This is a genomic window from Pseudomonas sp. NFR02, assembly GCF_900119375.1.
Classification (GTDB): domain Bacteria; phylum Pseudomonadota; class Gammaproteobacteria; order Pseudomonadales; family Pseudomonadaceae; genus Aquipseudomonas; species Aquipseudomonas paracarnis.
Genome location: NZ_FPJJ01000002.1, coordinates 808,401 through 826,495, shown reverse-complemented (window position 1 = coordinate 826,495; position 18,095 = coordinate 808,401). Strand labels below are relative to the sequence as shown.

Sequence of the window (18,095 nt, the reverse complement as noted above, 5' to 3'; positions counted from 1 at the left end):
CATCCTGTTACACATATGAAGTCATACATATCAGCAAGTTATCGGCCGCCTGCGGCCACGCGATCGCCAAAACGGGTCAATACTTGGGGCCTGACCTACACAACTGGAGACGTAGCAACTCATGGAAACCTACCCCTTCTGGATGGACGACGAGGCGCCGGGCATCGGCATCGATCAGTTGCTTCTTGCATCGCGCCAATGGTCGAGTAGGATTGAATCCTACTCAACCCTGGCGGATAACCCCATGCGCTCAACCCAGCAAATGAGCATCACCTTGCCCCTTGAAATGGCTGCCACGGTCAAAGCCAAGGTGGCTGCTGGCGAATATGCCAGCGAAAGTGAAGTGATTCGCGATGGCCTGCGGGCGTTGCTGGCGCGTGATCGTGCCATGGAAGATTGGCTCAGAGACGAAGTCATCCCAGCAGCGACCGCCCTTGAGGCGAAGCCTGAGCTTGGGTTATCGCCAGAACAGGTCCGCGAACATATGGCCGCCAGACGACGGGGCAAAGGCACAGGGCAAGCGTGAGCTACTCGGTAGTTTTTTCGCCCGAGGTCTTGGCGCAGCTCGATGCCCTCGAAGACTACATCAGCGATGTGGGCTCCCCTCTTGTAGCGGTGCGTTTTATCGACAATCTTGTCAGCTACTGCGAAAGCCTTGCCCTGTTTCCCTTGCGCGGCATGCACCGTGACAACCTGCTGAAAGACTTGCGCATCACTCACTATCGTAGCAGCACCATTATTGCGTTCAGGGTGAAGCCTGACTTCAAAACGGTATCGATAGTGGGGGTGTTTTACGGCGGGCAAGACTACACGGCGTTGTTGCATGCAGATGAGAACGAACACCCGACAAGGGCTGAAAAGCCTGCTGAAAACTGATCAGCAGGCTTTTAGCGTTCAATCACCCTTTAGTGAAGGGCCTGATAGCGCGTTCCACGCCGTTGGTGCACCGAAAAACGCCTGGGCATTACTGTCCAACGTTTCCAAGTGATACCCGCCTTCCTGCACGATCACGCAGGGTAACCCCAGCGCGCGGATGCGGGCTCCCAACCGCGCAAAGCCTTCCCGCGTCACCGCGACTTTGCTTTGTGGGTCCAGCTCGTAGATATCGAAGCCCAGTGACAACACCAGCACATCCGCCGAAAAGTCCTTCACCGCTGCCAGGGCCTGCTCCAGCTTTTCGAAGAACACCGCTTCGCTGGCACCATGGGGCATCGGCAGGTTGAGGTTATACCCCTCGCCGGCGCCACCGCCTTTTTCCTCGGCAAAGCCTGCCACGCCAGGATAGAAGTTGGTCGGGTCGCCGTGGATCGACACATACAGCACGTCGTCGCGGTCGTAGAAAATTTCCTGGATGCCTTGGCCGTGATGCATATCGGTATCGAGCACGGCGACACGCTGGAAACCTTGGCGCAGTGCTTGCGCAGCCACGGCCGCATTGTTGATGTAACAGAAGCCACCGGCCGCGTCGAAGCGGGCGTGATGGCCCGGGGGCCGGCACAAGGCGTAGGCGGCAGGGGCGCCATCGAGGATGTCTCCCGCTGCGGCGATGGCGCTTTGGGCTGACCAATAAGCCGAGCGCCAGGTCAACTCACCGATGGGGCAACTGCCATCGGCCAGGTAGCGTGCCGCCTGGGCCAGGATGCCGCGCAAGGCATTGGGTTCACGCACGAAGATGTTGGACATGACTTCGTCGCCCCAGTCTTCGGGGATTTCTCTCCAGCGCTGGTGAGCTTCTTGAAGAAAAGCCAGGTAGTCGCCGCCGTGCACGGCGAGCAACGGATCCAGACCGTAGTCGGCCGGTTGCTGGATATCGAAGCCCAGGGTTTGCGCAGCCAGCAACAGGTTGCGCGCGCGCTCGGGAACCTCCTGGGGCGTGCGCATCTGGCCGCGGGAGTAGTAACTACGTGGGTGATGCAGGAGTTGTTCGGGGTGGAAAAACGCCTTCATGAGTTGCTCCTGGATAAACACAAAACCTGTGGGAGCTGACTTGCCTATGGGCATGGCGTCAGCCTTCAGACATGAACGCGCCCGGCGCGTTTCAAGACGGCGTTGAGCAATACATCGGTGCCCTGGCGCACATCGTCGGGCAAGACATCTTCGGCTTCGTTGTGGCTGAGGCCGCCAACGCAGGGGATGAAGATCATGGCGGTGGGACAATAGCGCGCCAGGTGAATCGCATCGTGGCCGGCACCGCTGACGATGGTCTGCTGGCTGTAGCCCAAGCCGTCCACCGCAGCCTGCACGCAAGCCACGCACTCGGCGTCGAACGGCGTGGCCGGGCTGATCCAGTGAGGCGTGATGGTGACGCTCAGGCCACGGTGGTCAGCGATAGCCTGCAGGCGTGCACGCACTTGCTGCTCCATGGCGTCGATGTCGGCGTCGCGGTGATGGCGCAGGTCGACGGTAAAATTGAGCAAGCCGGGAATGGTGTTGCGCGACGACTTGGCGATGCTCAGTTCACCCACAGTGGTGAGGCCCTGCGGGGCAAAATCGGCAGCGAGGTTTTCCAGGGCCTGGATCATTTTCGCCGCGCCGTACAGCGCATCTTTGCGCAACGGCATCGGCGTGGTGCCAGCGTGCGCGGCCATGCCTTCGACCCGCACATCGAGCCAGCGAATCGCTTGACCACCGGTGACTACGCCGATGCTGTTGGCGTTGTCTTCCAGGATCGGGCCTTGCTCGATATGCGCCTCGAAATACGCATCTACTGCGCCACCCAACGGGCGCTCACCGTTGTAGCCGATGGTGCGCAACGCCTCGTTCACGCTGATACCGTCTACATCGGCGGTTGCCAGTGCCTTGTCCAGGGCGAGCGTGCCGGTGAACACCGCCGAGCCCAGCATGGCCGGGGTGAAACGGGCGCCCTCCTCGTTGGTCCACACTGCAATTTCCAATGGCTTGCGTGTCTGGATGCCGTGGTCGTCAAGGCTGCGGATCACCTCCAGGCCAGCCAACACGCCGTACACCCCATCGAAGCGTCCACCTTCGGGCTGGGTATCCAGGTGGCTGCCCATCATCACAGGGGCTGCGTCCTTATCGGTGCCGCCGCGGCGGGCGAACAGGTTGCCAATAGCGTCCACGCTCAACGTCAGGCCAGCGGCTGTACACCAGTGGCTGAACAGCTCACGACCGGCCTTGTCTTCAGCGCTCAATGCCAGACGGCAGCTGCCACCGCGTGCCGTCGCGCCGATCTCGGCCATGTCCATCAGGCTATGCCACAGGCGCTCGCCATTAATCTTCAACATTACTGACTCCCTCAACTGTGTGCCATTTCCAGGCGGTGAGCCGTGGCGTGGCGGCGGGACAAGGCCAGCACGCACACCAACGAGACCGCCGCGATCACGCTGTAAAACACTGCCATCGGCCACCATTGGCCAAGGTATTGATGAGCCAGCCAGGTGCCGATCAGCGGCGTCAAACCACCGGCCAACGCGCCGCATACCTGGTAGGCGAGGGAAATCGCGGTGTAGCGCACACGGGTTTCAAACAGGCCGCTGACAAAACCTGCGATGACGGCGTAGAACGACGCCATGCACACCACCGCCAAGGCAATGCCGAGGATGATCAAGGGCGCCTGGCCGCTGCTGACCAAGACGAACATCGGATACGGCGAAGCCATTGCCAGTACACACATGGCGCACAGGAACCGCGTAGCGCCGACCTTCTCCGCCACCCAGGCGGCCAATGGCTGAACGCAGAACTGGATAATGGCAACGAAGAACAGGCATTCCAGGATCAGCGATCGCGGTAGGTCCAATTGCTGAGTGCTGTAGGCAATCATGAAGGTGTTAGTGAAATACACGCCGGCAATCCCCAACGTATTGGCGCCAATGCACAGCAATAGCGGGCGCCAAGCGGTCTTCAGCACTTCCAGGACGGGGGCTTGGTCCTTTTTAATAGCACGGGCCTTTTCCGCCAGGGCCTTGTCTTCAAGGAACTCCGGCGACTCGTTCACACCCAGGCGAATCGCCAGGCCGACCACTAGCAGTAAGGCGCTGGCCAGGAACGGCAGGCGCCAGCCCCAACTGAGCAGGTCTTCTTCCGGCAGACGAGTGACGGCGCTGAATGCCAGCAAGGACAGAATCAAACCGGCCGGGCTGCCCAACTGCGCGAAAGATGCAAAGAAGTTACGTCGCCCCTTTGGCGCATGTTCCCCGGCCATCAACACCGCCCCACCCCACTCGCCGCCGACCGCAATGCCCTGCACCACTCGCAACAGGATCAGCAGCACTGGCGCGGCAGCGCCGATCTGCGCATAGGTCGGTAACAGGCCGATGCACACCGTCACCACGCCCATCATCACGAGGGTAATCACCAGGGACTTCTTGCGCCCGATGCGGTCGCCGATATGGCCAAACACGATGCCGCCCAACGGCCGTGCGAAAAAGCCCACGGCGAAGGTGCCGAAGGCGGCCATGGTGCTGAACAGTTTATCGTCGGAAGGGAAGAACAGCTGACCGAACACCAGCGCGGCGGCGGTGGCATAGATGTAAAAGTCGTACCACTCGATCATGGTGCCGATAAAGGCGGCGGCCGCGGCACGGCGAGGCTGCGGCGAAGCGGAAGGCTTCATGGGGCTGGCTCCTTTGGTTATTTTTTTGGCAGGAGAAGATCAAACCAGTGCGCTCTGGTGGCGCTCGTTAAGCCCGATTTTTCGGCCTGGGGCTATGATTAGTCAATTTTCTATTTATTATCTTAATTATAAAAACTGCTTATTATCGAGGGATGCCATGCCCGAATCCCGCCGCGATATTCACCCCCTGCTCAACGACCGCCTGGACTGGAACCTGCTGCGCACCTTCCGCGTGATCGGCCAGGAACTGAGCATCAGCCGCGCTGCTGCCCGCCTGCATCTGACGCAACCGGCGATCAGCCAGGCGCTCAAGCGCCTGGAAGAACAGCTGGATTGCCAGCTCATCCTGCGCCGTGGCCCGCGCTTCGTACTCACCGAGGCGGGTGAACAGATCTTCGCCATTGCCGGGGAGATGTACGGCCAGGTTTCGCAGATGAGCAACGCCCTGCAAAAGCCGGGTGATGAAGTGATCGGCAAAGTGCGCTTGCTGATGATCAGCCGGATTAATTCCGACACTTTCGATGACTTTCTCGCAGGCTTTCATCGCGAGCACCCACGGGTAGACCTGGAGGTCGAAGTGATGCGCAGCTCCGACATCGTTGCCGCCCTGCTGGAAAAAACCGCGACCCTGGGGCTCAGCCTCAACCGCCGGCCACAACCGCGCCTGGAACAGCATCTGTTTCTGCGTCAGCGTTATGCATTTTTTTGTGGGAAACACCACCCATTGTTCGGACGTACAGGTTTGGTCGAAGGGGATCTGCAATCGGAAAATTTCGTGAGCTTTACCAGCGACCAGATTGGCGGGATGCTCTCGCCGCTGACTATTTTCCGTGATCAGCAAGGGTTCGGCGGGCGGATTGTGGCGTCGTCATCCAGTCTGGAAGAAGTGCGGCGCCTGGTGATTGCCGGGTATGGCCTGGGATGCCTGCCGGTGCATGTAGTGGCCGAAGATGTGCAGAACGGGCTGCTCTGGCGGCTGCCGCCGGATGAGGGCATTGCGGATGTGGATATTCACGTGCTTTGGAACCGGGAGCAGAAGATGAGTCGGGCGGAGGGGGTGTTTATTGAGTGCCTTTTGGAGCGGTTGGCCAGAACATAATTGGCCGCATCCGAGTGCGCCAAAAAGCAGTTACAACTCACCGGATGCGCACCGAAGCGCGCACGGCTAGGATTGCAGCGAACTAAGCCAATGGCGTACATTAGCGATGATTTTCATTGAGACATCGGTCTTCACACGTCGCGTTAAAGAATTGATCGACGAAGATGCCTACACGGCCTTTCAGAACGTGCTTGTAGTGAATCCCGCTGCAGGCGATGTGATTGAGGGTACGGGCGGTATCCGCAAAATACGAGTAGCAGCCAAGAGCCATGGTAAACGAGGCGGGGCACGTGTGATCTATTACCACTTCGCCTCGGCATCACAGATTGTTTTACTGATGATCTATCCCAAAAATGAACAGCAGGACTTGAGCGCCGACGAACGCAAGTCACTGAAGGCTGCGATTGAGCACTGGAGATAGCTATGAGCCGACTTTTTGATGAATTGATGGAAAGCGTTCAAGAGATGAACGAGATCCTGCGCGGAGAACGGGAGCCATCCCGTGAATTTCATGTCGACTCAATACGAGTTAAAGAGATCCGTAAGGCAACAGGGCTGACCCAGGCTAAATTCGCAGCGCTGATTGACGTTCAGCTCGGTACGTTGCGCAACTGGGAGCAGGGTCGTCGCGAACCTACTGGGCCGGCAAAGGCGTTGTTGAAAGCTATCCATAACGACCCGGTACATGTACTGAACGCGCTGGCTAGCTAAAATAAAACTCCCCCCCCTGCACCTTAAACATCGTCATAACCGGAAAAGCTCGGAGCTGACTCAACTTCGGGCTTTTTCGTTTGTGATGCTGAGTGAGGACTCTTCAAAAACCTCACATCGATAGCACTGATGATTACTATCGAAACGAGCGCCTGCTCGATTGCCAACACTGATTCCTATAATCGCCCCCAGCTTCCCTCTCCTGCGTCTGACCTCAGGCGACTTTCACCTTGGAATCCCACACCATGCCAAGCGCGAGCCAGGCCTCTAACGGCCTTCCCGAACATAATCAACAAAGCGTCAAACAGCAGTGGCTGGCGATTCTTTCGGTCGCCGTGGGTGCCTTTGCCCTGGTGACCAGTGAATTCCTGCCGGTGGGCGTACTCAACGATGTCGCCAGCGACCTGGGTATCAGTGCCGGTCACGCCGGATTGATGGTCACATTACCCGGCATCATGGCCGCCCTCGCCGCGCCGTTTCTGTCGGTCAGCATTGGCGCCATGGACCGTCGCTACCTGCTGATTGGCCTGACACTGGTGATGATCATCGCCAACTCGGTGGTGGCCTTTGCCACCGATTTCAGCCTGCTGCTGTTCGGCCGCGTATTGCTCGGCATCAGCATCGGCGGCTTCTGGGCCACCGCCATTGCCCTCAGCGGGCGGCTGGCGCCCAAAGGCGTGGGGGTTGCGAAAGCCACCTCGATCATCATGATGGGCGTAACCCTGGCCACCGTGTTGGGCGTGCCGGTAGGTACATGGCTCAGCGGCCTGATGGGCTGGCGCATGACCTTCCTGGTCACGGCGTTGGTGGGCATTCCGGTACTGCTGGCGCAGATCTTCCTGCTGCCGCGACTCACCCCGGAGAAAGCCATTCAGATCCGTGACCTGCCGGCTTTGTTTATCAACCCACAAGCACGGGTCGGGTTGATCGCCGTGCTGCTGATCGGTCTCGCACACTTTGCCGCATACACCTATGTCGCACCGTTCTTTAAACACAGCTCCGGCTTCGACGGACCGACGATTGGCTCGCTGTTGTTGCTGTATGGCGTGGCTGGGGTGCTGGGCAATATCTTCGCCGGCTTTGCCGCCAACCGCAGCGTACGCAACACCCTGTTGCTGGTCGCACTGATGATCGGCACCAGCACCGCGCTGTTCCCCTACTTCGCCACCGGCATGACCGGCGCGGCGATGCTGATCGCCCTGTGGGGCTTCGCCTTCGGGGCTTTCCCGGCCTGCGCGAGCATCTGGATGTTCGTCGTGGCGCCCAAGGATGTAGAACGCGGCATGCCGCTGTTTGTGGCGCTGTTTCAGGTGATCATTGCCCTGGGCTCGTTCTTTGGCGGGCGGATCGTCGACCAGATGGGCAGCTCGGTGTTGTTGAGCCTGGCCACGGTGTTGGTGGGTTTCGGATTTGTGACCGTGCTGGTGTTGGGACGCAAGGTGAGTAATAGCCTGGTGGCGCAGCCAGCCTGACCGGGTTGTAGGCGCAAAAAAGCCTGCTGAGCATTGAGCTCTGCAGGCTTTTTTCGTTTCAGGGAGCAGGTATTTATTTGGCCGTGGGGAAATCACGCTCAAGGACAGCATCCACCAAGGCTTGCGCGTTCTCGATCAATTGAGCCAGGGCCATGATCACGGGCGACTGCGTGCTGACTGGATCTTCGGCGCATTGGTAGGCGGATTGAAGGGCGGATGAGAGGGTTTCGGTGGCGTTTATAAGGGTTTCTTCGGTGCCGACATCATCGGCTACGCAAAAGATTTTGCGTGCATGCCCTTCGGTAGAATCAGCGGTGATCTTATTCATGATGTAACCCCAGCCAACGCAACCCTGCACGAAAACTGCCGAACCTGCACAACGTAAGCACCTGTTTCGGCAAAGCTTGGTAACCAGAATCTCCACCGGGAACCTTGTGTGCATAAGCCTGCGAGCTAGTCTCAAAAAGTCGCCGCCGTGGCGACATACTGTCAAGGGTGCTGATATGCCAACGAGATATCGCGATGCGGTCACAGGTGAATACGTAACCGAGCAAGAGGCGAAGAAAAGACCAAGGGAAACGGTGAAAGAAACCGATAAAAAGCGCCCGGCAAAGCCGACGGCCAAAAAGTAGGATCAACAGATGAGAGCGACTGCCGTATGTCCAGACAAACTTGCCAATGAAACCCGATTGCTCCAATGTAATGACCAACGTCATTACACAAGGAGCTATCCCTTGGCATCTATCAACATTCGTATCGATGACGACTTGAAAACTCGCGCCTACCTGGAGCTGGAGAAACTTGGTGTCACCCCTTCCGAACTGATACGCCAGGCGTTGCAATATGTTGCCGAGCGCGGCCAGTTGCCATTTAAGCCTGTGCTGATGACTGAAGAGGATGAAGCCTTGATGGCGACCGTACGTGAGCGTCTTGCATCGCCTCAACGCGTAAGGGTTTCTTTGGATGACCTATAGCCTTGATTTTGATGCGCGTGCATTGAAAGAATGACAAAAGCTCGGTGACACCCTCCGTCAGCAACTCAAAAAGAAGCTGGTCGAAATCCTGAACAACCCACGTATTGAGGCTAATCGCCTACATCGCCTGCCTGACTGCTACAAGATCAAACTGCGTAGTAGCGGGTACAGGCTGGTGTATCAAGTGATCGATCAGGAAATTGCGGTGTTCGTGGTCGCCGTTGATAAACGTGAGCGTGATCAGGCTTATCGCAAAGCGTCTGAGCGCCTTGATCAGCGTTAGGCAGGACTGGAAAATATCCCTGAAGCAGTCGCTGATAAAGACTGGAAATGAAAAAGCCCCGCAGCTTATTCAGCTGCGGGGCTTTTTCTATGTAATGGCGGAGAGATAGGGATTCGAACCCTAGGTACCGGTGAAGGTACAACGGATTTCGAATCCGTCCCATTCGGCCACTCTGGCATCTCTCCAACGGCGCGCATCATAACAGTGTGTTTCGCGGAAGCAAACCCCAAAGGTGATTTTTTTCCGTGCTATCAGATGCTTGCGTCGATTACAGCGGTACGCCGAGACGATTGGCGACTTCTTCGTAGGCTTCGATCACGTCACCGAGGCCTTGGCGGAAGCGGTCTTTGTCCATCTTCTTCTTGGTGTCCTTGTCCCACAGGCGGCAGCCGTCCGGGCTGAATTCGTCGCCCAGGACGATGGAGCCGTCGTGGAATACGCCGAATTCGAGCTTGAAGTCCACCAGCAACAGGCCGGCGTCGTCGAACAGCTTGGTCAGCACGTCGTTGACCTTGAGGGACAACTCCTTCATGCGCGCCAGTTGCTCAGCTGTACCCCAGCCGAACGCCACGACGTGGGATTCGTTGATGAACGGGTCGCCCTTGGCGTCGTCCTTCAGGAACAGTTCGAACGTGTAAGGGTTGAGCTTGAGGCCCTCTTCCACGCCCAAGCGCTTGACCAGGCTGCCGGCGGCGTAGTTACGCACGACGCATTCCACCGGGATCATGTCGAGCTTCTTGACCAGGCACTCGTTGTCGCCCAGCAGTTTGTCGAATTGGGTCGGGATACCGGCCGCTTCGAGCTTCTGCATGATGAAGGCGTTGAACTTGTTGTTCACCATGCCTTTGCGATCCAGTTGTTCGATGCGCTTGCCGTCGAACGCCGAGGTGTCGTTGCGAAACAGCAGGATCAGGCGGTTGGCGTCGTCGGTCTTGTACACCGACTTGGCTTTGCCGCGGTAGAGTTCTTCACGTTTTTCCATGATGGGCTCCGCTTTGAGTAAGGTGGGCTAGGCGATGTGTCGCCAGTCGAGCCCTGAATCTTGATCGGCCAGTTGCAGCCAGTCCGGGTCGCACCCTAGGGTGTCGACAAAACATTGCCGGGCAAGCGTCGGCAGGTTGTTCTTGCTGCTGAGGTGAGCCAGGACCAGATGTTGCAGGTCTTGCCAGCCCAACTCGTACACCAGGTATGCGGCCTGGTGGTTGTTCAAATGTCCCAGCTCGCCGCCCACCCGTTGCTTGAGAAAGTAAGGGTAATGACCGCGTGCCAGCAGGTCTCGGCAGTGGTTGGACTCGATCATCAAGGCATCGAGGTCCCGGTAACCCTCCAGCACCTTGGCGCAATAAGAACCCAGGTCGGTGAGCACACCGAAGCGCCGCTCACCGTCACTGAATACGTATTGCGTCGGCTCCTGGGCATCGTGGGCAACCGCGACGACATTGATGCTCAGGGCACCGATTTGCAGTTGCTCGCCACCAGCCAGAAAACCTGCCGGCTCGATGGGTTTGCGCATCCCGCGCAACGTGCCGCGGCTCATGTACACCGGCAGATTGTAGCGCCGAGACAGTAAACCCACGCCATGCACGTGGTCGGCATGTTCGTGGGTCACTAGAATCGCGCTCAACTGCGCCGGGTGAACACCGAGGCGCAGCAGGCGTCGCTCGGTTTCTCTTAACGAGAAACCACAATCGACCAGCACATACGTGTCATCGTGGGCGACCAGCGTACCGTTCCCTTGGCTACCGCTGCCGAGAACGGCAAAACGCATCGGATCAGCCCAGGTTGTCTTGAATCACGCCCAACACTTTGCGCGCTGTTTCAGCTGGCGCGACGGTGTTGATGTTCTTCTCGACGGTGACTTGCACGCTTTCGCCCACCTTGCTCAAACGAACCTGATAACGCTCGGCACGGGTTTCGATCTCTTCCTTGGTCGGCGCGCTGCCGAACAATTTGCCGAAGAAACCTGGTTCGTCGTCCTTCTTCTCAGCCTTTTCAGCCACGTTGATGTAGTACAGGCCCAGGCTGCGGTTGATGTCTTCAACGCGCCAAGGGCCCTGCTCCAACGCGCGGCCAACACTGGCCCAGGCACGGTCGAGGTCTTCACCCAGGTTCAGCACGACGTTGCCACTGCCGTCTTCGGTGAGGCTGACGCGGCTAGGGGTGTCGTAATCACGGGCGGCGAGCAAGGATACGGAACCGCCCTTCTCGGAAATACGGCTCATGCTGGCGAGCATTTCGTCGACCAGCGCGGCGTCAACACCCGTGTTGACCGAACGTGGAGTGAAATCGACGTTGGCTGTGCTGCCTGCAGGACGCTCGGCGCTGACCACATAGACTTCGCTGGTGTTGCGCTGCACGCCTGGCTCGATGCGCACACGCACACGAGCTTCGCTGTCGGCGGCAACACCGCCCGCCAGCAGGCGCTGGGCCATGTTGGCGGACAGCTCGCGACCTTGCTGCCACGCGGTGGTGAACTCACCGGTCTGCGGGCGTTGCTGGTCGATGCTAAAACCGTTGTCCTGGAAGAACTGCACCGCCACCGGCCAGACCTCGGCAGGCGGACGCTGAGCCACGATCCAACGATTGTCGCCGCTTTTTTGCAGGCTGTAGTCGCTGGCATCGGCCACGGACATAATCGGCTGTGGGCGTGGCACTACGTACTCACCCTTGACCGTGTCGTCGGCAACGTTGCGTGGAATCGGCAGCAGCGGGTCAAGGCGCTTGGCGACATTGACATCAGGCGGCAGTTGCATCGGTTTGGTTGCTTGCGCTTCCAGGTAATCGCTGCCGCGGTCACGGAAGTAGCCTTCCGGGCCCCATACCCAACCGCAGCCACTGGTGCTGGAGATAATCAAGGCAAGTGCGGAAAGTCCGGCCAATCGCTTCATGCGTAGTGCTTCCTCAATTAAACCAGGACGCCGGACTGGCGCAGGGCCTGTCGCAGCGGTTCGTGACAGGCTTCGCTGAGGCGGGTGAGCGGCAGACGGATACCGTCCGGCATCAGGCCCATCTCAAACAGCGCCCACTTCACGGGAATAGGATTGGATTCGATAAACAGTGTCTTGTTGAGCGGCATCAGCTTTTCGTGGATCGCACGCGCGGTGGCTGCATCGCCCGCGATGGCGGCGGCACACATATCGCTCATGGCGCGCGGGGCCACGTTGGCGGTCACGGAGATGTTGCCCTTGCCACCCAGCAGGATCAGCTCCACAGCGGTGGCGTCGTCACCGGAATACACCAGGAAGTCGCTGCTCACGCCGGCCAGGATGTCCTTGGCGCGCTGCAGGTCGCCGGTGGCTTCCTTGATGCCGATGATGTTCGGCACGGTGGACAGGCGGATCACGGTCTCGGCCTTCATGTCGCACGCGGTGCGACCCGGTACGTTGTAGAGGATCTGCGGGATCTGCACGGCTTCGGCGATGGCTTTGAAGTGCTGGTACAAGCCTTCCTGGGTCGGCTTGTTGTAGTACGGAGTCACCAGCAGGCAAGCGTCGGCGCCGGCCTTCTTGGCGTTCTTGGTCAGCTCGATCGCTTCACGCGTCGAGTTGGCGCCCGTACCGGCGATCACGGCAATGCGGCCCGCTACGCGCTTGACCACGAATTCGATCACCTGGATGTGTTCTTCCACATCAAGGGTGGCCGATTCACCTGTGGTGCCGACCGCCACAATGGCGTTGGTGCCCTCTTGCAGGTGGAAGTCCACCAGTTTGCCCAGGCTGTCCCAGTCGAGACGACCTTGTGCATCCATGGGTGTGACCAGTGCCACCATACTGCCCGCAATCATGCAACCGCTCCTGCCGGAAAAAGAGAGCCGTAATGGTACTGGCGCCAAGATGCTTGTACAAGCGAAGTACCGCGTGAGGATGCGTTCTGGCGCAACTAAACGACGGGCAATGCCATCATTAGGCCAAAGCACCGCCCGAAGCGGGCTGATCACGCAATGAAAACGCCACCTCCTAGCCCTTGGCGACGCTTTTCGCTACCCTTGATCCTTTGATCGATACCGCCCACACGGCATCGACCGCTCATCGCTTTAGGAAGGCTGCATGTCCACCCCCACAGTTCGCGAACAATTCCTTGTTATCAGTGCCCTCGGCGCCAACCCCATGGAGCTGACCAACGTCCTGTGCCGCGCCAGCCATGAGAACCGCTGCGCCGTCGTGACCTCCCGCCTCACCCGCCATGGCGAGTGCAGTGCGCTGGTCCTGCAGATTTCTGGCTCCTGGGATGCCTTGGCGCGCCTGGAAACCGGCCTGCCGGGCCTGGCCAAGAAGCATGATTTCACCGTCAACGTGGTACGCAGTGCTGCCCTGGAAAACCGTCCCCAGGCCCTGCCTTACGTAGCCTATGTCAGCTCGGCCTACCGTTCGGACATCGTCAACGAGTTGTGCCAGTTCTTTATCGACCACAACGTCGAGCTGGAAAACCTGACCTGTGACACCTACCAGGCGCCACAAACCGGCGGCACCATGCTCAATGCCACCTTTACCGTGACCTTGCCGGCCGGTGTACAGATCAGTTGGTTGCGCGACCAGTTCCTGGATTTCGCCGATGCCCTGAACCTCGACGCGTTGATCGAGCCGTGGCGCCCACAGAACCCAATGTAAGGAAGGACTCATGCCGGTAGCCATCGATAAACCCGTCGCCGATTTCGAAGCCCAGGCCACCAGCGGCCAGACTTTCAGCCTCGCAGCCCTCAAGGGTAAGCAAGTAGTGATCTACTTCTACCCCAAGGACAGCACCCCGGGCTGCACCACCGAAGGCCAGGGCTTTCGTGACCAGTACGCGGCGTTCAAGGCCGCTAATACCGAAGTGTTCGGTGTGTCGCGTGACAGCGTGAAGTCTCACGAAAACTTTAAGGCCAAGCAGGCATTTCCTTTCGAGCTGATCAGCGACAAGGACGAATCGGTCTGCCAGCTGTTTGATGTGATCAAGTTGAAGAAGCTGTACGGCAAGGAATACCTGGGCGTGGATCGCAGCACCTTCCTGATCGACAGCCAAGGTGTGCTGCGTCAGGAATGGCGCGGCGTGAAAGTGCCAGGGCATGTTGATACGGTTTTGGCGGCAGCGCAGGCGCTGAACAAGGCTTGATCTTGCCTCGATAAGGATAGGTATCTACACAACTTTGTGGGCTGTAGCACACACGGTAACCACGATGCGAAACGAGTAGCTCTTGATCTTGATCTGCTTGTGATCTTGATCTCAGGCGCCCCGTTAAACCACGCTGGCCGGAATTCGACAGGGATTTGGGGGGTAAACCGGCAGGGATGCCGGTTTAGCCGCCCCGCGCCATGGATGGCGCGTGGCGGCGGCCCCCCAAATCACTGGCGGATTACGGGCACACCGAGCCCAAGCGAGGTGCCGAGTGATGGGGCAAGAGCCCTTTGGTTACTTTGGGGCTTTTCCAAAGTGACCCGCCGTCAGGGCGGAACCCTAAGTGGCCGTTACCGCAGCAATGGATATATACCCAATCCAACTGTGTCGCCTGTCAGGCCGTCTTCGCAGGCAAGCCAGCTCCCACATTTGGATCGTGGTGGGTCAGGTAGACAAGCATCGGCCGTCAGGTCGTCACGGGAGCAAGCTCCCTCGCCACAGGGTCAGCTTGGTACCGAAGTTGTGTAGATACCTTGCCTCGTAAGGCCTTCAGGCCTTGCGCAACCAATAACGGTACACGCCAGCGGCCTCTTCTTCCTGGACCAGCGTATGGCCCGCCAGCTTGGCAAAAGTGCGGAAATCGCGCTGGGAGCCTGCATCGGTGGCGATCACTTTAAGCACGGCCCCGCTGGCCAATCGATTGAGTTCCAGCTTGGCCTTGAGCAAGGGCAACGGGCAGTTCAGACCGCTAGCATCAAGTTCGGCGTCAAAGGCGACGGCGTCGGTCATAGTGTTACTCCAGGCAAACATTCGGGCTGCTTAGAATATCTGGTCCCAGGCTCAGTGTCCGGCTACAGTAAGCTCTTTGTCGAAAGGCTTTGTGCATGACTTTTTTGCGCCCTACCCTGCTGACGCTGGCCTGCCTGCTGGCCTCCCCGGCCTTAGCTGACGACCTGCCGTCACTTGGTGATGCCAGTTCTGCCATTGTCTCGCCGCAACAGGAATACCAACTGGGCCGCGCCTGGCTGGCCTACCTGCGCGGCCAGGTTTCGCAACTCAACGACCCGCAACTCAAGGATTACGTTGAAACCAGCGTGTACAAGCTGGTGGAGACCAGCCAGGTCAATGACCGGCGCCTGGAATTCATCCTGATCAACAGCCCACAGCTCAACGCCTTTGCGGCTCCCGGTGGGATCGTCGGGGTCAACGGCGGCCTGTTTCTCAATGCACAGACCGAAGGTGAATACGCGTCGGTACTGGCCCACGAACTGGCACACTTGTCCCAGCGCCACTTCGCCCGAGGCGTGGAAGCGCAATCACGCATGCAACTGCCGATGATGGCCGCCCTGCTTGGGGGCATTATCGCCGCCGCTGCGGGTGCCGGTGATGCCGGTATCGCCGCGATTGCCGGCTCACAAGCCGCCGCGATCCAGGAACAGCGCCGCTTCTCTCGCCAGAACGAGCAAGAGGCCGACCGCATCGGTATTCTCAACCTGGAGAAAGCCGGCTACGACCCGCGCTCCATGCCCACCATGTTCGAACGGCTGATGCGCCAATACCGCTTCGACGCCAAGCCGCCGGAATTCCTGCTGACTCACCCGGTAACCGAATCGCGTATCGCCGACACCCGCAACCGCGCCGAACAAGCCAAACCTGGCGGCAAGGAAGACAGCCTGCGCTATCAATTGATTCGCGCACGGGTGCAGCTCAAATACGAAGACACGCCAGGTCTGGCCGCCAAGCGCTTCCAGGCACAGCTGGATGAAAACCCTAAAAATGATGTAGCGCGTTATGGCCTGGCCATCGCCCAGATCAAGGGTACCCAACTCAAGGAAGCGCGGGAAAGCCTGGCGCCGTTGCTGGCCAAGGCGCCTAACGACATCACCTACAACCTGGCCCAAATCGAACTGGACATCACCAGCAACCGCATGCCGGATGCGCAGCAACGTACCGACCGCATGCTCACCCAGTACCCCAGCAACTATCCATTGAACCAGGTGCGGGTAGATCTGTTGCTTAAACAGAACCGTACCGCCGATGCAGAAAAGGCGCTGGACGGGCTACTCAAGTCGCGGCCGGACGATCCGGACGTGTGGTATCAGGTTGCTGAAACACGCGGTTTGTCCGGCAACATTATTGGCCTGCATCAGGCTCGCGCTGAATATTTCGCATTGGTGGGGGATTTCCAGCAAGCCATCCAGCAGTTGGACTTTGCCAAGCGGCGTGCTGGCAATAACTTCCCGCTGTCCTCGCGCATCGACGCCCGTCAGCGTGAGCTGATCGAACAGGAGCGCCTGGTGAAAGGCATGATGAGCTGAACCCGCCGCCCACAAAAAAGCCCCGCTGCCGTTAACCGGCAGCGGGGCTTTTTTATAGGTCTAGCGGATTACTCAGCCAGCTTGAAGGTGATGAAGCTGGCACGGCCTTGACGCAGGACGCGCATCGACACCGAGCGATTCTTCGGCAACGCCTTGGCGATGTCGGCGAACTCCTTGGTGGTATCGATTGCCTGGTTGTTCAAGTGGGTGATCACGTCACCCGGTTGCAGGCCGATCAAGGCGGCTGGGCCGTCCTGAACTTCCTTGATCACGACACCGCTTTGCAGGTCGAAGGTTTTCTTCTGTTCGGCGGTCAGTTCAACCACGGCGATACCCAGGCGGTTGCTGCTGCGTTCGGCACCTGGCTTGGCGTTGCCCAGGGCGTCCAGGGTCGCGCCTTCTTCCGGAATTGCCCCGACGGTCAGTTCGACGTTCTGGCGCTTGCCGTCACGAATCACTTCCAGCTTGGCTTTGCCGCCGGCCTTGAGCGCGCCGACCAAATGAGGCAAGTCTGCCGACATGATGATCGGCTGGCCGTTCATGCTCAGGATTACATCGCCCACTTTCAGGCCGCCTTTGGCCGCAGGGCCATTGTCCTGAATCTGCGCAACCAGAGCACCGGCCGGCTTGTCGAGACCGAAGGACTCAGCCAGGTCCTTGTTCACTTCCTGGATTACCACGCCCAACCAGCCGCGGCTGACCTTGCCGCCGCTTTTGAGCTGATTGGAGACGTCCATGGCCACATCGATCGGGATCGCGAAGGACACGCCCATGAAGCCACCGGAGCGGGTGTAGATCTGCGAGTTGATCCCCACCACTTCGCCGGCCAGGTTGAACAGCGGGCCACCGGAGTTACCCGGGTTGATCGGCACGTCGGTCTGGATGAACGGTACGTAGTTCTCGTTTGGCAGGCTGCGACCGATGGCACTGACGATGCCTTGGGTAACGGTGTGGTCAAAGCCGAACGGTGAACCGATCGCGACCACCCACTGACCGGCTTTCAGGTCCTGAGACTTGCCCAGCTTAAGCACCGGCAAATCCTTGCCATCGATTTTGAGCAAAGCCACGTCGGAACGTGGATCGGTGCCAATCAGCTTGGCCTTGAGTTCACTGCGGTCGGCCAGGCGCACGAGAATCTCGTCGGCATCGGCAATCACATGGTTGTTAGTGAGGATGTAGCCGTCAGGCGAAATGATGAAGCCGGAGCCCAGGGACTGGGCTTCGCGCTGACCACCGCCACCACGGGGAGAGCGAGGTTGGGGCATCCCGCGCTCAAAGAACTCGCGCAACATGGGCGGCAAGCCTTCCAGGTCGGGCATCTGCTGGTTCGAGACTTTGCGATCCGGCAGCTTCTGCGTGGTACTGATGTTCACCACGGCAGGCGAGGCCTGCTCCACCAGCTGGGTGAAATCAGGCAGCTCGACCGCTTGCGCAGGTAAGGCCTGACCCAGCACCAGCACTGTGGCGACTATGGATAAGTAAGACTTCAAACGTGGTATCGACATACAGCTCCCGTTACGACGAGCAGGGTTAAGCGACAGGGTTCAATAAACGCCGGATACTGCGAGTGG

The 18,095-nt window shown here is 59.0% G+C and carries 20 protein-coding genes, 1 tRNA gene and 1 pseudogene; 11 read left to right on the top strand and 11 right to left on the bottom strand.

Going from position 1 to position 18,095, the window contains the following annotated elements; genetic code table 11:
- Nucleotides 1-121 precede the first annotated feature (121 nt).
- Both BT199_RS09555 and BT199_RS09550 read left to right on the top strand, forming a co-directional pair.
- Complete coding sequence (locus BT199_RS09555; protein ID WP_083535069.1) at nucleotides 122-526, top strand: ribbon-helix-helix domain-containing protein; 405 nt, start codon at nucleotides 122-124, stop codon at nucleotides 524-526.
- Nucleotides 523-876, top strand: coding sequence for a type II toxin-antitoxin system RelE/ParE family toxin (locus BT199_RS09550; protein WP_019818451.1), 354 nt, complete (start codon nucleotides 523-525; stop codon nucleotides 874-876). The genes BT199_RS09555 and BT199_RS09550 overlap by 4 nt, the downstream gene beginning before the upstream one ends.
- 18 nt (nucleotides 877-894) lie before the next feature.
- On the opposite strand, the gene BT199_RS09545 is transcribed toward BT199_RS09550, so the two are convergent.
- From BT199_RS09545 to BT199_RS09535, 3 genes are all read right to left on the bottom strand, one after another.
- Complete coding sequence (locus BT199_RS09545; RefSeq protein WP_072434356.1) at nucleotides 895-1,947, bottom strand: histone deacetylase family protein; 1,053 nt, start codon at nucleotides 1,945-1,947, stop codon at nucleotides 895-897.
- A 65-nt stretch (nucleotides 1,948-2,012) separates the two neighbouring features.
- The gene (locus BT199_RS09540) at nucleotides 2,013-3,245 is read right to left on the bottom strand and encodes a Zn-dependent hydrolase (protein ID WP_014717450.1); all 1,233 of its coding nucleotides are present in this window, start codon (nucleotides 3,243-3,245) and stop codon (nucleotides 2,013-2,015) included.
- Between the two features lie 11 nt (nucleotides 3,246-3,256).
- On the bottom strand, nucleotides 3,257-4,573 hold the full coding sequence (locus BT199_RS09535; RefSeq protein WP_014717449.1) for an MFS transporter: 1,317 nt from the start codon (nucleotides 4,571-4,573) through the stop codon (nucleotides 3,257-3,259).
- A gap of 157 nt (nucleotides 4,574-4,730) precedes the next feature.
- On the opposite strand from BT199_RS09535, the gene BT199_RS09530 reads away from it, so the two are divergent.
- The 4 genes from BT199_RS09530 (at nucleotide 4,731) to BT199_RS09515 (ending at nucleotide 7,855) form a co-directional block, all read left to right on the top strand.
- Nucleotides 4,731-5,672 (top strand): LysR family transcriptional regulator, encoded by a 942-nt coding sequence (locus tag BT199_RS09530; RefSeq protein WP_014717448.1) that lies wholly within the window; start codon nucleotides 4,731-4,733, stop codon nucleotides 5,670-5,672.
- 106 nt (nucleotides 5,673-5,778) lie between these two features.
- Nucleotides 5,779-6,093 carry a type II toxin-antitoxin system RelE/ParE family toxin gene (locus BT199_RS09525; RefSeq protein WP_032903171.1) on the top strand — a complete coding sequence of 105 codons (315 nt, stop codon included), beginning with the start codon at nucleotides 5,779-5,781 and terminating at the stop codon, nucleotides 6,091-6,093.
- Between the two features lie 2 nt (nucleotides 6,094-6,095).
- Complete coding sequence (nadS, locus tag BT199_RS09520; RefSeq protein WP_072434355.1) at nucleotides 6,096-6,383, top strand: NadS family protein; 288 nt, start codon at nucleotides 6,096-6,098, stop codon at nucleotides 6,381-6,383.
- Between the two features lie 245 nt (nucleotides 6,384-6,628).
- Nucleotides 6,629-7,855 carry an MFS transporter gene (locus BT199_RS09515; protein ID WP_072434354.1) on the top strand — a complete coding sequence of 409 codons (1,227 nt, stop codon included), beginning with the start codon at nucleotides 6,629-6,631 and terminating at the stop codon, nucleotides 7,853-7,855.
- A 73-nt stretch (nucleotides 7,856-7,928) separates the two neighbouring features.
- On the opposite strand, the gene BT199_RS09510 is transcribed toward BT199_RS09515, so the two are convergent.
- The gene (locus BT199_RS09510; protein WP_019818461.1) at nucleotides 7,929-8,183 is read right to left on the bottom strand and encodes a DUF6124 family protein; all 255 of its coding nucleotides are present in this window, start codon (nucleotides 8,181-8,183) and stop codon (nucleotides 7,929-7,931) included.
- Between the two features lie 406 nt (nucleotides 8,184-8,589).
- Here BT199_RS09510 and BT199_RS09500 point away from each other — a divergent pair, with 406 nt between their 5' ends.
- Both BT199_RS09500 and BT199_RS09495 read left to right on the top strand, forming a co-directional pair.
- On the top strand, nucleotides 8,590-8,829 hold the full coding sequence (locus BT199_RS09500) for a type II toxin-antitoxin system RelB/DinJ family antitoxin (protein ID WP_020301039.1): 240 nt from the start codon (nucleotides 8,590-8,592) through the stop codon (nucleotides 8,827-8,829).
- A pseudogene (locus BT199_RS09495) lies at nucleotides 8,819-9,112 on the top strand (type II toxin-antitoxin system RelE/ParE family toxin). Before BT199_RS09500 ends, BT199_RS09495 begins: the two are co-directional and overlap by 11 nt.
- A gap of 95 nt (nucleotides 9,113-9,207) precedes the next feature.
- On the opposite strand, the gene BT199_RS09490 reads toward BT199_RS09495, so the two are convergent.
- The 5 genes from BT199_RS09490 to dapA all read right to left on the bottom strand — a co-directional run bounded on the left by BT199_RS09490 (nucleotide 9,208) and on the right by dapA (nucleotide 12,896).
- A tRNA-Ser gene (locus BT199_RS09490) sits at nucleotides 9,208-9,297 on the bottom strand.
- Nucleotides 9,298-9,380: 83 nt separating this feature from the next.
- A complete protein-coding gene (purC, locus tag BT199_RS09485) occupies nucleotides 9,381-10,094 on the bottom strand; it encodes a phosphoribosylaminoimidazolesuccinocarboxamide synthase (protein ID WP_005786030.1) in 714 nt (237 codons plus the stop codon).
- Nucleotides 10,095-10,121: 27 nt separating this feature from the next.
- On the bottom strand, nucleotides 10,122-10,880 hold the full coding sequence (locus BT199_RS09480) for an MBL fold metallo-hydrolase (protein WP_014717370.1): 759 nt from the start codon (nucleotides 10,878-10,880) through the stop codon (nucleotides 10,122-10,124).
- A gap of 4 nt (nucleotides 10,881-10,884) precedes the next feature.
- Nucleotides 10,885-12,000, bottom strand: coding sequence for an outer membrane protein assembly factor BamC (gene bamC, locus BT199_RS09475; RefSeq protein ID WP_014717369.1), 1,116 nt, complete (start codon nucleotides 11,998-12,000; stop codon nucleotides 10,885-10,887).
- Between the two features lie 17 nt (nucleotides 12,001-12,017).
- The gene (gene dapA, locus BT199_RS09470; RefSeq protein ID WP_014717368.1) at nucleotides 12,018-12,896 is read right to left on the bottom strand and encodes a 4-hydroxy-tetrahydrodipicolinate synthase; all 879 of its coding nucleotides are present in this window, start codon (nucleotides 12,894-12,896) and stop codon (nucleotides 12,018-12,020) included.
- Between the two features lie 262 nt (nucleotides 12,897-13,158).
- On the opposite strand from dapA, the gene BT199_RS09465 reads away from it, so the two are divergent.
- Nucleotides 13,159-13,719, top strand: coding sequence for a glycine cleavage system transcriptional repressor (locus tag BT199_RS09465; protein ID WP_003189463.1), 561 nt, complete (start codon nucleotides 13,159-13,161; stop codon nucleotides 13,717-13,719).
- A 10-nt stretch (nucleotides 13,720-13,729) separates the two neighbouring features.
- Nucleotides 13,730-14,203, top strand: coding sequence for a peroxiredoxin (locus BT199_RS09460; protein WP_072434353.1), 474 nt, complete (start codon nucleotides 13,730-13,732; stop codon nucleotides 14,201-14,203).
- Nucleotides 14,204-14,755: 552 nt separating this feature from the next.
- On the opposite strand, the gene BT199_RS09455 is transcribed toward BT199_RS09460, so the two are convergent.
- On the bottom strand, nucleotides 14,756-14,995 hold the full coding sequence (locus tag BT199_RS09455; RefSeq protein ID WP_057701166.1) for a sulfurtransferase TusA family protein: 240 nt from the start codon (nucleotides 14,993-14,995) through the stop codon (nucleotides 14,756-14,758).
- A gap of 95 nt (nucleotides 14,996-15,090) precedes the next feature.
- Between BT199_RS09455 and BT199_RS09450 the strand changes: the two genes are divergently transcribed.
- Nucleotides 15,091-16,524 carry a M48 family metalloprotease gene (locus BT199_RS09450; protein ID WP_072434352.1) on the top strand — a complete coding sequence of 478 codons (1,434 nt, stop codon included), beginning with the start codon at nucleotides 15,091-15,093 and terminating at the stop codon, nucleotides 16,522-16,524.
- Between the two features lie 68 nt (nucleotides 16,525-16,592).
- On the opposite strand, the gene BT199_RS09445 is transcribed toward BT199_RS09450, so the two are convergent.
- The gene (locus tag BT199_RS09445; protein WP_014717365.1) at nucleotides 16,593-18,029 is read right to left on the bottom strand and encodes a DegQ family serine endoprotease; all 1,437 of its coding nucleotides are present in this window, start codon (nucleotides 18,027-18,029) and stop codon (nucleotides 16,593-16,595) included.
- Nucleotides 18,030-18,095 lie beyond the last annotated feature (66 nt).